We start from the raw sequence: 13,220 nt of genomic DNA, 5'->3' as shown, positions 1-13,220 counted from the left end.
CCTTATCAAGGCAGAAGGCGGCTCAGTTGTTCCCGGAGTGAAGTATTTGCCCGGTGACGTGGGTCATTCCCGGCCGAGCGAGGGCGTACGGCTCAGCTGCGACGCCACTCGTACGGCGTGGTGGTGGACACCTTGACCAAGCCGGCCCGCTCGAGGATCGGGCGCGAGAACTCGGTGGAGTCGCTGTGGATCAGGGTCTTTCCGGCGGCGAGCGCGGCCCGCGCCCGCGCCGCGGTGAGCGCGCGGTAGATGCCGCGGCTGCGCCACTCGGGTCGTGTCGCGCCGCCCCAGATCCCGGCGAAGTCGGTGCCCGGGACGGGCTCCAGGCGACCGGCGCTGACCACCTGGCCGTCGACCTCGGCGACCCACAGCGACATGCCGTCGCCGCGGGCCAGGCGCGCCAGCAGCTGGTCGGCGTGCGCCGGTGTCACCGGGTCGCCGAACACCTCGTCCTGCATCGCGCTCATCGCGCGGACGTCGTTCTCGTCGCTGACGGTTCGGACGGTGACGCCCTCGGGCAGCGGCACCTCGACGTCGAGCAGCCCCGCGTCACCGATCATGATCGACTCCGGTTCGCCGGGCGCGAACCCGTTGTCGCACAACGCGTCGTGCAGCCCAGGGGCACGATCGTGCCCTCGGGTCTTCCACTCGACCCGGGAGATCTGCGGGTCGGCCCGGAAATGCGCCAGCGCACTCGGCACCAGCCGTCGGATGCCAGCCTCGTCGAGGTCGCCCAGGTCGCGATACGTGATGAAACCCCTCCCGCCGGAGAACGTGACCAACCGCAACGGTCCGCTCGCGGAAACCGATATGGCAGAAGGCGTTTCGGCTTCGGTGCGCAGCTGTTCGTCGTACGCCGCGAGCAGGTCGGCAGGGTCGGTGACGGGCATGCGTGCGCGGACTCCTCGGGGGTGGGGGAATCCCTGACGCTATTACCCCGCCGCGCGCCCCCGCAGCCGAATTTCCGAAGTCAGCGTCGCCGCTGGTTACGGTGGGTGTTCCTGCAGCCCACCACTCGGAGGATCGCGATGTCGTGCGTGAGTTTCCTGAGCGAGCAGCAGCGTGCCCAGCTGCGCAGCTCGGCGGGAGAACGCTTGTCCCCGGAGGAGATTCGCGCGGTGCACCCGACGCCGCCGGTGACCGAGGGCAAGGTGCGGCGACTGCGCCTGCTCGCCGAGAGCCCCGACCCGCGCATCCGCGAGAGCGCGGCGCTCAACCACCACTGCCCCGCCGACGTCCTCACTCGGCTCGCCGGCGACGACGAGGACTCGGTTCGCACGTGCGTGGCGCGGCAGCCGGCCGCCCCGGCCGAGCTGCTGGCCCGGCTGGCCGCCGACCCCGCGCCCCAGGTGCGCACGTGGGTCGCGGCCAACCCGTCGGTGAGCGAAGAGCTGCTCGACTCCCTCGCCGAGGACGACGACGAGACCGTGCGGCAGGTCGTCGCGTGGGCTCGCGCCTGGCCGCAGCGCGCGCAGGCCTGACCGACCCGCACCGCCCCGGGCTCAGTCGCCCTCGGTGTGCTTCGCGCGGCTGACGATCTTGGGGTCGGGCGCGAACACCACGTCGGTGTCCTTGCCGTCGTAGTCGAACTGGTGCAGGAACGCCCGCATGGCGTTGAGCCGGCCACGCTTCTTGTCGTTGCTCTTCACGACGATCCACGGGGCGTACTTCTTGTCGGTGAGCTCGAACGTGGCCTCCTTGGCCGCGGTGTACTCCTCCCACCGGTCCAGGCTCTCCAGGTCCATCGGCGACAGCTTCCACCGGCGCACCGGGTCGATCTGCCTGAGCGCGAAGCGAGTTCGCTGCTCGTCCTGGGTGACCGAGAACCACATCTTCGTCACGGTGATGCCGCTGTCGACGAGCATCCGCTCGAACTGCGGCGCCTGCTTCATGAAGATGTCGTACTCCTCGTCGGTCGCGAACCCCATGACCCGCTCGACGCCCGCGCGGTTGTACCAGCTGCGGTCGAACAGCACGATCTCCCCCGCGGTCGGCAGGTGGTTGACGTAGCGCTGGAAGTACCACTGCCCCTGCTCGGTCGAGGACGGCTTGTTCAGCGCGACGACCCGGGCCGAGCGCGGGTTGAGATGCTCCATGAACCGCTTGATCGTGCCGCCCTTGCCGGCGGCGTCGCGCCCCTCGAAGACGAGCACGTGCTTGGCGCCGACCTCCTGGCTCCAGTACTGGAACTTCAGCAGCTCCACCTGCAACTTGTACTTCTCCTCGTCGTAGGTCTCCCGGTCGAGCAGCTCCTCGTACGGGTAGCCCTGCCGCCAGGTCTCGACCGCCTTGCCGTCGGGCGTGATCAGGACCGGGTCCTCACCCTCGGCGTCCTGGACCGTGTAACCCTCGATCCGCAGCTTGTCGATGTACTCGCGGAGGTTCATGTGCTGCACCATGAGGGCATTCCATCGCACGACCGGGTGCCACCGGTACGCCCTCGGGGAACCTGCGGCGAACGCCACGTGGCCGCCGGGTCAACAGCGGCGAGCGGGCGTACGACTCAGGCCGGGTCGCCCCGGCCGTGCAGCTCGCGGTGGAGCCGCTCCATGCGTACGTCCAGCTCGGCGGCGGTCGTCGCCGCGTCGGCGAGCTCGGTGAGGATGCGCTCGGGGACGTTGCGGTCGTACTTGTAGTAGATCTTGTGCTCAAGCGACGCCCAGAAGTCCATCGCGATCGTGCGGAACTGGATCTCGACCGTCACGTCGACCGCGCCGCTGGACAGGAAGACCGGCACCTGCACGACCGCGTGCAGCGACTGGTAGCCGTTGGGCTTGGGCTCGGCGATGTAGTCGCTGACGCGCAGCACCGTCACGTCGTGCTGCTGGGTGAGCAGGTCGAAGATGCGGTAGACGTCCTGGCTGAAGCTGCACGTCACGCGCGCGCCGGCGATGTCGGTGATCTCGCGGCGGATCGACATCAGGTCGTACGCCGTCCCCCGCCGGGCGACCTTCTCCAGGATGCTCTCGGGCGACTTGACCCGCGTCGAGACGTGCTCGATCGGGTTGTACTCGTGCATGTGCAGGAACTCTTCGCGCAGGATGTCGAGCTTGGTCTCGACCTCGCGCAGCCCGAACTCGTACTCCAGCATGAAGCGCTGCAGCTCGACCCGCATCGTGCGCAGGTCTTCGCGCACGAACGTGACCAGCTCGTCCTCGCGGGCCGGCGCGAAGGTGCGCAGCATCTGGTCGAACACGACCTTGGGTTCCTCGCCCGGAACCTCCTGGGACGACAAGCGACCACCCTCTCCGGAGCCCATGGAGCCAGGCTAGCCGGGGCGGCTTGGCTCAGCCTGAGATCAGGCCACGAGCGGCAGCGCTGTGCTCGGCGACCAGCGCGTCGACGTCGAGGTCGGGGATGCGCCCGTCGACCACCCGCCACTGCCCGCCGACCATGGCACGGTCGGCACGGTCGGCCGCGCAGAGCACGAGCGCGGCCACCGGGTCGTGGCTGCCGGAGAAGCGCAGCTCGTCCAGGCGCCACAGCGCGAGATCGGCCTGGTTGCCCACGGCGAGCACGCCCACGTCGTCGCGGCCCAGGACCCGCGCGGAGCCGCGGGTCCCCCAGGCCAGAGCGCGGTGCACCGGCACCGAGGCGCCGTAGCGCAGCCGCTGCAGGTAGAGCGCCTGACGCACCTCCGCGACCATCGTCGAGGCGTCGTTGGAGGCCGACCCGTCGACCCCGAGACCGACCGGCACCCCGGCGTCCTCCAGCTCGAGCACGCGGGCGATTCCCGAGGCCAGGCGCATGTTCGACGTCGGGCAGTGAGCGACGGCCGTCCCCGCCTCGCCGAGCCGGCTGATCTCCTCGTCGTCGAAGTGGATGCCGTGGCCGAGCCAGGTGCGGTCGGTCAGCCACCCGACGGATTCCAGGTAGTCGACCGTGCGCATCCCGAACCGCTCGCGGCAGAAGTCCTCCTCGTCCAGTGTCTCTGCGAGGTGCGTGTGCAGCCGGACGTCGAGATCCGTTGCCAGACGGGCACTTTCACGCATCGCGTCGGTGGTGACGGAGAACGGCGAGCAGGGCGCGAGGGCGATCTGCACCTGGGCGCCCGGACCGGTCTCGTGGTACGTCCGCACCAGCCGCGCGCTGTCCTCCAGGATCGTGTCGAGGGGCTGCACGACCGACTGCGGCGGCAGGCCGCCGTCGTCCTGACCGAGCGTCATCGAGCCGCGGGTGAGGGTCGCGCGGAGTCCGAGCCGGCGTACGGCGGAGACCTGGATGTCGATGGCCTCGTCGAGCCCTGGCGGGAAGACGTAGTGGTGGTCGGCCGCGGTCGTGCAGCCGGAGAGCAACAGCTCGGCGAGCGCCACGGTCGTGGCCAGCTCGAGCGCGCGCGGGGTGAGTCGGGCCCATACGGGATAGAGGCCGGTCAACCAGGGGAACAACTCGGCGTCGGCGACGGGACCCCAGGCGCGAGTGAGGGTTTGGTAGAAGTGGTGATGGGTGTTGATCAGCCCCGGCGTGAGCACGTGCTGCGAGGCGTCGAACACCTCCTCGACCGGCGCCGACGGTTCAGCGCCGCGCGCGAGAACCTCTGTGATCACAGCGTTCTCGACGACCAGACCGCCGGATGCGTCAGGTGCGTCAGGGGTGTCGTCGGCGGTGAAGACCCCGAGGGGGTTCTTGATCCAGAGGCGCGTCATCGGCCCTCCCACGTGCGGGGCCGTCGCGGCCCGGGCGGCTCGCCCGCGGCGTGCGGGCGGCGGCTCAGTGGGCCTGTCTGCCGATCCAGGAACCGCCTCGCGCGGCTGCGACGACGGTAGGTCGTGGGCGGGGCGGAGTCAACGGGCGTCGAGTTCGGTGGTCAGGACCGTGGCAGGAGGTCTGTGCCCGCGGCGTCCACGTCGGTGAGCGCCTGACGGGCACCGTGAGCATCCGGAAGCACGGTGAGCACGCACCGGGCCAGCACCGCCGCGAGGGCGCGTTCCTGGTCATAGATCGGCCACGACTTGGCGGTCGGCTGGTCGAGCTGGCAACCCACCGCCACTACCTTGCCGAACTCGTCGACGACCCCCGCTCGCTGCTGCGGGACAACCTGCCAACCGTTGCCGAAGTCGACCCGCACCTCGACCTGGGCGGCGATATCGGCCGGGAGGCCGCCGTGCTCCAGGAGGGGCTGCACCACGGCGTCGAGCGCACCGTCGACAGCGATCTCGGGGAACCACAGCGGCCAGTCGAAGTCGAGATCCAGGTCGTCCGGCTCGAAGTCGCCCCCGTCGGACTCGACGCCGGGCCCCTCGAAGGGCTCACCGTCGATCGGGTCGAGCAGATCGGACAGGATCGGCGCAACTGGCGGGCGTGGACCGTCCATCTCGGACGGTGACGGCATCGTCCAGTACGCCTCGTTGCGCCCGGTCTCGTAGTCGTACTTGGTGTCGATCTCTCGGCCGGCTGCTTCCTCAGCGGCGTAGAGAAGGCCCTCGCTGTCGGACCAGCGGCGATTCCGCAGGGTCCTCGGGTCGGCGATCGCCTGGTCGACCGCCTGCTTGCCCTTCGCCACGAGGCCGGCCCGCAGATACAAGAACGTGTCGGAGCTGAGCGGGATCACGTGATCGTCCGGGTCGTCGTCCCACTGCACCGGTTGCTCGAACAGGTCCTGGCGATCCAGGTCGTACAGCACCTGGGCGAGGCGCTCGGCGAAGGCCTCGGGGGTGCCACGCCCACGCTCACGGAGCCGGTCGACCAGGCGCGCGACGGCGTCCTCGTCGACCGAACCGCCGAGCACATCGATGTGGCTCCAGAACTCCTTCTCGGGCATGACCCGACGGCGCAGTCGCATGCGCGCATAGTGGCAGGGCGCGACCGCCCGTGCCATCGATTCGGCGTGCGCTCCCGCGACCCCACGTGAGCCAGCTCCACCTCCTGGCATTCGGCGCGTGGGGCACTCGGGGGTGCGACCGGGCGTGCATCCGGACGGGACGAACGCGGTCGGCGGCCACGACTCCCGCGGCATCTCGTGGGCACGCGCAGCTTTGTCCTGTCCAGATGCACGCCGCACCTAGCATTCGGAGCATGAACCTCCACGTCGCGACCGAGCGGGAGCTGCTCGAGGGCCTTCTCGACGTCCAGCGGGCCGAGATCGCCCGGATCCTCGACGACGCCGACGAGGCCGAGGCGCGCTCGCGGCTGGTCCCCTCGCTGACCACGCCCATGGGCCTGGTGAAGCACGCGACCTTCGTGGAGCGCATCTGGTTCCACTCGCGCGTGGCGGGTGTGCCGCGCCAGGAGCTCGGGCTGCCGGACACGGTCGACGAGAGCTTCGTGCTCACTGACGACGACACGATCGAGAACGTGCGCCAGGCGTTTCTCGACGCGTGCGCCCGCTCGCGCACCATCGCGGCCGAGCACGAGCTGGAGGACGAGTGCATGTGGCACCAGGGCCCGGTCAACCTGCGCTTCGTCTACGGCCACATGATCGCCGAGCTGGCCCGGCACGCCGGCCACGGCGACATCTTGGTGGAGCAGATCCGCGAGGCGCGGCGCGACTGACCTCGCTGTCCGAATAGACCGGACATCGACAGCGCCTGTCGGTCGAGCGGACCCGACAACCGATCGGCACAACCGGTCGGACCCGGTCGCAGAGGGCCGCATCCGGGTGTTGTGCCGGTCCGTCGTCCGGGACCACTCATGTGCGTCAGCCGGCCGAGGCACCGGGCCTCCTCCCGGTCGGGACATCGGCCCGGGAGGCTCGAGACCCCGGCGCTACTGCGGCAGCGCAAGGAAGTCGCGCAGCCACATGTCGACCTCGCGCATCGTAGCCGCGTCGACCTGCCCCGCCTCTTCGGCGATCCGGTCTCGCGTCACGGTCCGAGGCTGCTCGGTCATGGCGTAGGTCGGCTTCGACAGCCGCAGCCGCGAGCCCGTCAGCGGCACGTGGTTGGGCCAGCCACGATCGGTGGTCGTCGCCGGAAGGATGATCGCGAGGGAATCAACCTGCTCGAGATAGAGGTCGCTCGCCACCACGAGAGCCGGCCGCCGACCCGCCTGCTCCCTGCCGCGGACGGGGTCCAGCTCCACCCAGACGACGGCGCCCCGACGCAGCTCACTCACCGCGGCCAGGATCTTCGAGGGCGACATCCCATGCGTGTGCCTCGTCCCAGTAGTCGGCGTCGGCACTTCGGGCCGCGCGACCGACGGCCGCCATGCGCTGACGACGCTCGTGCGCGTCGAGGAGACGCTCGATCAGACCGGCGGCAGTCACGCCCCGTTCCTGCGCATCCCGGTTGATCCGGTCGCGCAGCTCCTCGCTCACTTTGATCGTCGCCGCCACGACGGCGAGTATACCGAGTGGGATACCGCTCGATGCCAGGTGAGGCCGAGACCCGGCATCCGGCGGCCAGTGCTGCGCGGGGTGCGGGCGCACCCGGGCTAGGACGTTCGCTGGTCCCAGTCACGCCGCAGGAGCCCGTAGACCCACGAGTCGGAGACGACGCCGTCGACGATGCAGTCCTCGCGCAACGTTCCCTCGAGGACGAAGCCGAGCTTCTCGAGCACGCGCGCGGAGGCCGCGTTGCGCGTATCCGCTTCGGCCTGAACGCGATTCAGGTCCAACGTCGAGAAGGCCCAGCGCAGCAACGCACCAGCTCCTTCCGCCGCATAGCCGCGACCCCACGCCGGCTCGACGAGGCAGAAGCCGAGCGAGGCACTGCGGAAACCAGGGTTCCAGCTGTTGAACGTGCACCAGCCCACGAAGGCGCCGTCAGGCGTACGTTCCATCACCACCCGAGCACCCGTCCCGCCGGCCTCCATCGCGCGGTTGCCCTCCATGAACCTCGCGACCGCGCTGCGGTCGGTCCACGGCGAGGAGTCCCAGTAGCGCAGCACATGAGCGTCGCTCTGCAGGGCGAACAGGTCGTCGGCGTCACCGTCGACGAACGGCCGCAGCCGTAGCCGCTCGGTCTCCAGCGTCGGGGTGGGAAGGCTCATACAGAGGACCCTCGCAGCGGACGGCCCTCCACCGCCACCGAGTTCGGCCCGCGAGGGCGAGGGACGATGACGGGGATGAGCAGAGCCTTTCGGTAGGGGCGGGCGTCACGGAGTCGGCGACTGCGCTTCCCCCGTCCACGGGTCGATGAGCGCGATGCCCGTGTGCACGAAGTCCTTCACGTTGCGCGTCGCGCAGGTCGCGTCGTGGGCTCGGCAGATCGCCGCGATCTGCGCGTCCCCGGTCGAGATCGGCAGACCACCGCGTTCGCGGACCGCCAGGATCTCTGCATACCGAGGTGCTGCAAGTACATCGAAGGCAATGATCGCCCCGGTGTCGCGGTAGGGCCTGATCGCGGACTCAACCCGGGCCGTGAGATCTTCCTTCCGCATGCCGACAGGCAGGCGGCGGAGGCCCGCAAGGAGTTCGGCCAGAGTGACAGCAGTGATTGCGACGTCGTCGGTCAGTGATTCCAACCACGCGACTACGCGCGCGTCGGGCTGAGGCTTGAGCACCTCGGACACGACGTTGGTGTCGAGGATGATCACGAGAAGTCGGCAGCCCGAGCGGTGTCGGCACGTTCAGGCACCGGAAGTTCCTCGACACCGCCCATAGCCTGCCCCGCCTCGAGGAGTGCGAGGCCGATGTTGGGTCGGGTCGCTGCCTTGGTCAGGATGTCGCGGACTTCGGCCTCCATGGACCGACCGTGCTCTTTCGCCTGCGCGGCAAGCCTGGCCTTGACGGACTCGTCGAGCCCGCGAACGACGATGGACGACACGTCAATCACCTCCGACCTGATTGCATCGACGCTAGCACTCGCTGAAGACCACCCCAATGGCCTCGCGACTCCCGACACAGTCGTACACCACCAACATCGGTGGATCCTGGAGCACGTCAGCCATCTGCACGAACGCCAACACGGCCGGCATCGCTAGACGTTGAAGCGGAACTCCACGACGTCGCCGTCGTGCATCACGTAGTCCTTGCCCTCCATGCGCGCCTTGCCGCGCGAGCGGGCCTCGGCGACCGAGCCGGCGTCGACCAGGTCGTCGAACGAGATGACCTCGGCCTTGATGAAGCCCTTCTGGAAGTCGGTGTGGATGACGCCCGCGGCCTCGGGGGCGGTGGCGCCGACCGGGATCGTCCAGGCGCGCGACTCCTTCGGCCCAGCGGTGAGGTACGTCTGCAGCCCCAGCGTGCGAAAACCCTTGTGCGCCAGCTGGTGCAGGCCCGGCTCCTCGACGCCGACCGACTCCAACAGCTCGGCGGCCTCCTCGTCGGACAGCTCCGCGAGGTCGGACTCGAGCTTGGCGTTGAGGAAGATCGCCTCGGCGGGGGCGACCAGCTTCGACATCTCGGCCTGGAACGCCTCGTCGGTGAGCTGGTCCTCGTCCACGTTGAACACGTACAGGAACGGCTTGGCGGTCAGCAGTCCGAGCTCGCGGATCGGCGCGGTGTCCACGCCGGCGGCGAAGAGCGTACGACCGTCCTCCAGGACCGCCTGCGCGGCGAGCGCGGCGTCGAGGACCGACTTGTCGGTCTTCTTGCCCTTGACCTCCTTGTCGAGGCGGGGCACCGCCTTCTCGAGGGTCTGCAGGTCGGCGAGGATCAGCTCGGTGTTGATGGTCTCCAGGTCCGACGCCGGCTCGATCTTGCCGTCGACGTGGTGCACGTCGTCGTCGACGAACGCGCGCACGACCTGGCAGATCGCGTCGGCCTCGCGGATGTTCGCGAGGAACTTGTTGCCGAGCCCCTCCCCCTCGGACGCGCCCTTGACGATGCCGGCGATGTCGACGAACGACACGGTGGCGGGGACGATCCGCTCGCTGCTGAACACCTCGGCGAGCTGGGTGAGGCGCGGGTCGGGCAGCGGCACCACCCCGACGTTGGGCTCGATCGTCGCGAACGGGTAGTTCGCGGCGAGCACGTTGTTCTTGGTCAGGGCGTTGAACATGGTCGACTTGCCGACGTTGGGCAGGCCGACGATCCCGATGGTGAGTGCCACGAGACATGCATCCTACGTCGCCGTCGCCGGGCTGCTGACAGCATGCCGCCATGAGCCACCCCCGGCGGACCCTGCTGACCGTCGCCTTCCTCAGCAGCAACCTGATGGTCACGACCGCCGCCGGCCTCACCGAGATCGTCGGGCGGCTGCCCGGGTGGGTGGGGGTCCTGTTCGTCGTGGGTCTGGTGGCGGCCATGCTCTGGCAGCTCGGACCGGGCACTCGGCGCCTGCCCCTGCCCGTCGTGGCGGGCGCGTTCGGGCTCATGCTGGGCTCGGCGTACGCCCTCCAGGCCGACGAGCGGTACGCCCTCCTCGCCCTGCCGCTGGCCGTGCTCGCGTTCCTCGGGCTGCGGCGGGCGCCGCTGCTGCCGGAACCGTCGGAGCCGCAGCTGCAGGGCGGTACGCCCGCGCTGGCCGAGCCGGCGCCCGTCACCACGCCGCCGGGTCCGACGTTCGAGGAACCCGCCCGGCCCGGCGCTGCGCCCCCGCTCCCGGCGCCGGACTCCGCCAGCCGGCAACCGGCGTACGGGCCGGTGTCGATCGAGCTGGCCCCGCAGCGCACCCGGCTGCTGATCCTGCTGGCGGGTGCCGGCTGCCTGCTGCTCGGGAGCTCCACGCTGTGGTCCGCCGCCTTCGCCACCAACGGGCTGAGCGGGACGGGTGAGCGCGTGATGGGCGGCCTGGTCGGGGCGATGTTCACCGGTCTGAGCCTGTTCCTCCTCCTGGGCGGCCTGACCATCCGTCCGCAGCAGCTGCAGATCGACGCGGCCGGCATCCGCCGCACCGGCCCGCGCGGGTGGGACCTGTCCTGGACGCAGGTGAGCGCCGTCGGCATCCGGGTACGTGAGCGCTCACGCCTGGCCGCGAGCCGGGGCACCGGCATCAACCGCCGACGCCGGATCAGCGTGCTGCTGCTGCTCGATGGAGCGGCGCCGGCCGTCCTGCAGGCCGAGAGCCAGGCACCCTTCTCCCACCACGACGACCTGCCCGACCTGCATCCCACCCAGGAGCTCTCGCCGACGGTGATCGCGCTGGACCGTGGCCTGCTGGCCCACGTCCCCCGCCGCTACCTCGGGGTGCTGCAGGACTGATGTCGGGGCCCAGTGGCACGATGCCCCCATGAGCGACCCCGACATCCACACCCGCATCAAGGACCTCGTCGACGCCGAGCACCAGCTGCGCAGCCAGCTCGGCAAGGGCGAGATCTCCGCGGCCGACGAGCAGCGCAAGCTGGCCGACATCGAGCGCCAGCTCGACCAGTGCTGGGACCTGCTGCGCCAGCGCGACGCCAAGCGCGAGTTCGGCGAGCCCGCGAGCGAGGCCGAGGTCCGCCCACAGAGCGTCGTGGAGAACTACGAGAGCTGATCCGGTGCCGGCTGCGGCAGGATCGCCCGCATGAGCGGGCTCCTGCACCTCCGGCTGACCGTCCCGACCGAGCTCGGCGACGACGTGCGTGACCTGCTGACCGACAACGGCGGCATCTGCAACGTGACGTACGTCCGCGGCGCCTCCCTCGAGCCGGTCGGCGACGTCTTCGAGGCCGACGTGGCCCGTGAGCTGGTCGGCTCGGTCGTGGGCCAGCTGCGCCAGATCGGGGTGGCCACGCGCGGCGGCATCGTCCTCACCCGCCCCGCCGCCACGCCGTTCGACCAGGCGGCCCGCATCGAGCACGACGCGCCCGGCGAGGCCGACGACGCCGTGATCTGGGACGTCGTGCTCGACCAGGCGGAGTCCGCCGCGACCCCCACGGTGTCGTACTACCTGTTCCTGCTGCTCGCGACGTTGCTCGCTGGGGTCGCGATCATCACCGACTCCCCCGTGCTGGTCGTGGGCGCAATGGTCGTCGGGCCGGAGTTCATGCTCATCGCCGCGATCTGCACCGGGCTCGGGCTCGGGCACCTCCAGCTGGTCCGCCGGTCGCTGGTCCTGCTCGTCTCCGGGTTCGTCTTCGCGATCCTCACCACCGCCGCGCTGGCCTGGATCGGGCTGCGCACCGGGTTCATCGACACCCTGTCCATCACCGGCCCTCGACCGCTCACCGGCTTCATCTGGAAACCCGACCAGTGGTCGTTCGTGGTCGCCCTGCTGGCCGGCGCGGCGGGGGTGCTCGCGATGGCCACCGACAAGTCCAACGCCATGGTGGGCGTCTTCATCTCCGTCACGACCGTGCCGGCCGCGGGCGGGATGGCGCTCGGCCTCGCCCTGTGGGACGTCGACGAGTTCGTCGGCAGCGCCGCACAGCTCGGCCTGAACTTCGGCGGACTCATCGCCTCCGGCCTGCTCACGGTGCTCTCGCTGCGCGCCGGCTGGGCCTATGCCGAGAGCCGTGACGCCGCCTTCTTCCACCGGGCGCGCAGCCGGATGGTCGAACGCCGCGCCCACGTCCACGACTGAGTCGCGCCCTGACCGGCGCACGCACGTCGGTCAGTCAGCCGCGCACGGCCCGTCGCCGCGACCGAGGCTGACACCGCTTGCACCAGAACAGGTTTCGCGACGCCAGCTCGACCCTGCTGACCGGCGTTGCGCAGACGAGACACGGCTGCCCCTCCCGGCGATAGACGTACACCTCGCCGCCGTGCCGGTCGACGCGCGCGGCACGCCCCATCGCCTCGGGCGTGTGGTCGGTGTGCACGGTGTCGATGCGGCCGTCGCGCACGCCGAGCGGCATCAGCTCGACGAGGTCGTCCCAGAGCGCCTCGAACTCGTTGCGCCGCAAGAACTTTCCGGGCATGAACGGGTCGATGCGGTTCCGGAAGAGCGTCTCGGCCCGATAGATGTTGCCGACGCCGGCGAAGATCTTCTGGTCCATCATCAGCACGCCGATCGGGCTGGCGCTCTTATGGATTCGCGCCCAGGCGACCTCGGGGTCGGCGTCGGTGCGCAGCGGGTCGGGGCCGAGCCGCGCGACGATCTGCTCGACCTCCTCGGGCGTGCGCAGCGCCACGACGGTGGCGCCGCGCAGGTCCATCGTCATCGGCGGGTCCTCGGTCTGCAGACGCCAGCGGATCTGACCCACCTCGGGCAGGTCGTACGTCGGGGTCAGCGCGAACTTGCCGATGAGCCCCAGGTGGATGTTGACCATGTCGTCGACGCCCTGCGCGGCGAGGAACATCTGCTTGCCGTAGGCCTCGGCGTGGTCGAACACGTGCCCGTCGAAGCGCGCGGCCCCCTCGTCGAAGCGGCCCTGCGGGCTGGTCGAGCGCACGACGCGGCCCGCGAACGCGCGGTTGAGCGCCCCCGCGATGCGGTGCGTGACGTGTCCCTCTGGCATCGGAGCGAGGTTAGCGG

Annotated in this window: 17 protein-coding genes; 5 read left to right on the top strand and 12 right to left on the bottom strand. The window is 70.2% G+C overall.

What is annotated here, in order from left to right:
• Positions 1-92: 92 nt before the first annotated feature.
• On the bottom strand, positions 93-890 hold the full coding sequence (locus FB554_RS02190) for a GNAT family N-acetyltransferase (RefSeq protein ID WP_142004437.1): 798 nt from the start codon (positions 888-890) through the stop codon (positions 93-95).
• A 147-nt stretch (positions 891-1,037) separates the two neighbouring features.
• Here FB554_RS02190 and FB554_RS02185 point away from each other — a divergent pair, with 147 nt between their 5' ends.
• Positions 1,038-1,481 (top strand): variant leucine-rich repeat-containing protein, encoded by a 444-nt coding sequence (locus tag FB554_RS02185; RefSeq protein ID WP_142004436.1) that lies wholly within the window; start codon positions 1,038-1,040, stop codon positions 1,479-1,481.
• Positions 1,482-1,502: 21 nt separating this feature from the next.
• Here the strand turns inward: FB554_RS02185 and ppk2 are convergent, their stop codons facing one another.
• The 4 genes from ppk2 to FB554_RS02165 form a co-directional block, all read right to left on the bottom strand.
• Positions 1,503-2,387 carry a polyphosphate kinase 2 gene (gene ppk2 / locus FB554_RS02180; protein WP_236022220.1) on the bottom strand — a complete coding sequence of 295 codons (885 nt, stop codon included), beginning with the start codon at positions 2,385-2,387 and terminating at the stop codon, positions 1,503-1,505.
• A gap of 116 nt (positions 2,388-2,503) precedes the next feature.
• Entirely contained in the window at positions 2,504-3,115 is a 612-nt protein-coding gene (locus FB554_RS02175; RefSeq protein ID WP_236022429.1) for a GTP pyrophosphokinase, read from the bottom strand.
• 172 nt (positions 3,116-3,287) lie between these two features.
• A complete protein-coding gene (locus FB554_RS02170; RefSeq protein ID WP_142004434.1) occupies positions 3,288-4,646 on the bottom strand; it encodes an 8-oxoguanine deaminase in 1,359 nt (452 codons plus the stop codon).
• A gap of 161 nt (positions 4,647-4,807) precedes the next feature.
• Positions 4,808-5,782 (bottom strand): DUF4240 domain-containing protein, encoded by a 975-nt coding sequence (locus tag FB554_RS02165; protein ID WP_170206750.1) that lies wholly within the window; start codon positions 5,780-5,782, stop codon positions 4,808-4,810.
• A gap of 233 nt (positions 5,783-6,015) precedes the next feature.
• Here FB554_RS02165 and FB554_RS02160 point away from each other — a divergent pair, with 233 nt between their 5' ends.
• Positions 6,016-6,492: a DinB family protein gene (locus tag FB554_RS02160; RefSeq protein WP_142004432.1), complete on the top strand. Its 477-nt coding sequence runs from the start codon at positions 6,016-6,018 to the stop codon at positions 6,490-6,492.
• 213 nt (positions 6,493-6,705) lie between these two features.
• Here the strand turns inward: FB554_RS02160 and FB554_RS02155 are convergent, their stop codons facing one another.
• The 6 genes from FB554_RS02155 to ychF all read right to left on the bottom strand — a co-directional run bounded on the left by FB554_RS02155 (position 6,706) and on the right by ychF (position 9,932).
• A complete protein-coding gene (locus FB554_RS02155) occupies positions 6,706-7,053 on the bottom strand; it encodes a type II toxin-antitoxin system PemK/MazF family toxin (RefSeq protein ID WP_236022219.1) in 348 nt (115 codons plus the stop codon).
• The gene (locus FB554_RS02150; RefSeq protein ID WP_142004430.1) at positions 7,046-7,273 is read right to left on the bottom strand and encodes a ribbon-helix-helix protein; all 228 of its coding nucleotides are present in this window, start codon (positions 7,271-7,273) and stop codon (positions 7,046-7,048) included. Before FB554_RS02150 ends, FB554_RS02155 begins: the two co-directional genes overlap by 8 nt.
• Before the next feature lie 98 nt (positions 7,274-7,371).
• Entirely contained in the window at positions 7,372-7,929 is a 558-nt protein-coding gene (locus FB554_RS02145; protein WP_142004429.1) for a GNAT family N-acetyltransferase, read from the bottom strand.
• A 105-nt stretch (positions 7,930-8,034) separates the two neighbouring features.
• Entirely contained in the window at positions 8,035-8,475 is a 441-nt protein-coding gene (locus tag FB554_RS02140) for a type II toxin-antitoxin system VapC family toxin (RefSeq protein ID WP_142004428.1), read from the bottom strand.
• Positions 8,472-8,705, bottom strand: a complete 234-nt coding sequence (locus FB554_RS02135) for a FitA-like ribbon-helix-helix domain-containing protein (protein ID WP_142004427.1) — start codon at positions 8,703-8,705, stop codon at positions 8,472-8,474. Before FB554_RS02135 ends, FB554_RS02140 begins: the two co-directional genes overlap by 4 nt.
• A 153-nt stretch (positions 8,706-8,858) precedes the next feature.
• Positions 8,859-9,932, bottom strand: coding sequence for a redox-regulated ATPase YchF (ychF, locus tag FB554_RS02130; RefSeq protein WP_142004426.1), 1,074 nt, complete (start codon positions 9,930-9,932; stop codon positions 8,859-8,861).
• A 50-nt stretch (positions 9,933-9,982) separates the two neighbouring features.
• Between ychF and FB554_RS02125 the strand changes: the two genes are divergently transcribed.
• The 3 genes from FB554_RS02125 to FB554_RS02115 are packed head-to-tail and all read left to right on the top strand — an operon-like array spanning position 9,983 to position 12,326.
• Positions 9,983-11,023, top strand: coding sequence for a hypothetical protein (locus FB554_RS02125; RefSeq protein WP_142004425.1), 1,041 nt, complete (start codon positions 9,983-9,985; stop codon positions 11,021-11,023).
• 28 nt (positions 11,024-11,051) lie between these two features.
• The gene (locus tag FB554_RS02120; RefSeq protein WP_142004424.1) at positions 11,052-11,297 is read left to right on the top strand and encodes a DUF2630 family protein; all 246 of its coding nucleotides are present in this window, start codon (positions 11,052-11,054) and stop codon (positions 11,295-11,297) included.
• 30 nt (positions 11,298-11,327) lie between these two features.
• Entirely contained in the window at positions 11,328-12,326 is a 999-nt protein-coding gene (locus FB554_RS02115; protein WP_142004423.1) for a DUF389 domain-containing protein, read from the top strand.
• Between the two features lie 34 nt (positions 12,327-12,360).
• On the opposite strand, the gene FB554_RS02110 is transcribed toward FB554_RS02115, so the two are convergent.
• Complete coding sequence (locus FB554_RS02110; protein WP_142004422.1) at positions 12,361-13,203, bottom strand: Fpg/Nei family DNA glycosylase; 843 nt, start codon at positions 13,201-13,203, stop codon at positions 12,361-12,363.
• Between the last annotated feature and the right edge of the window lie 17 nt (positions 13,204-13,220).

This window comes from Barrientosiimonas humi (assembly GCF_006716095.1).
In the GTDB taxonomy this organism is placed as follows: Bacteria; Actinomycetota; Actinomycetes; order Actinomycetales; family Dermatophilaceae; genus Barrientosiimonas; species Barrientosiimonas humi.
Note: the sequence above shows the minus strand (reverse complement) of the source record. Positions and strands in the feature narration are given on the sequence as shown.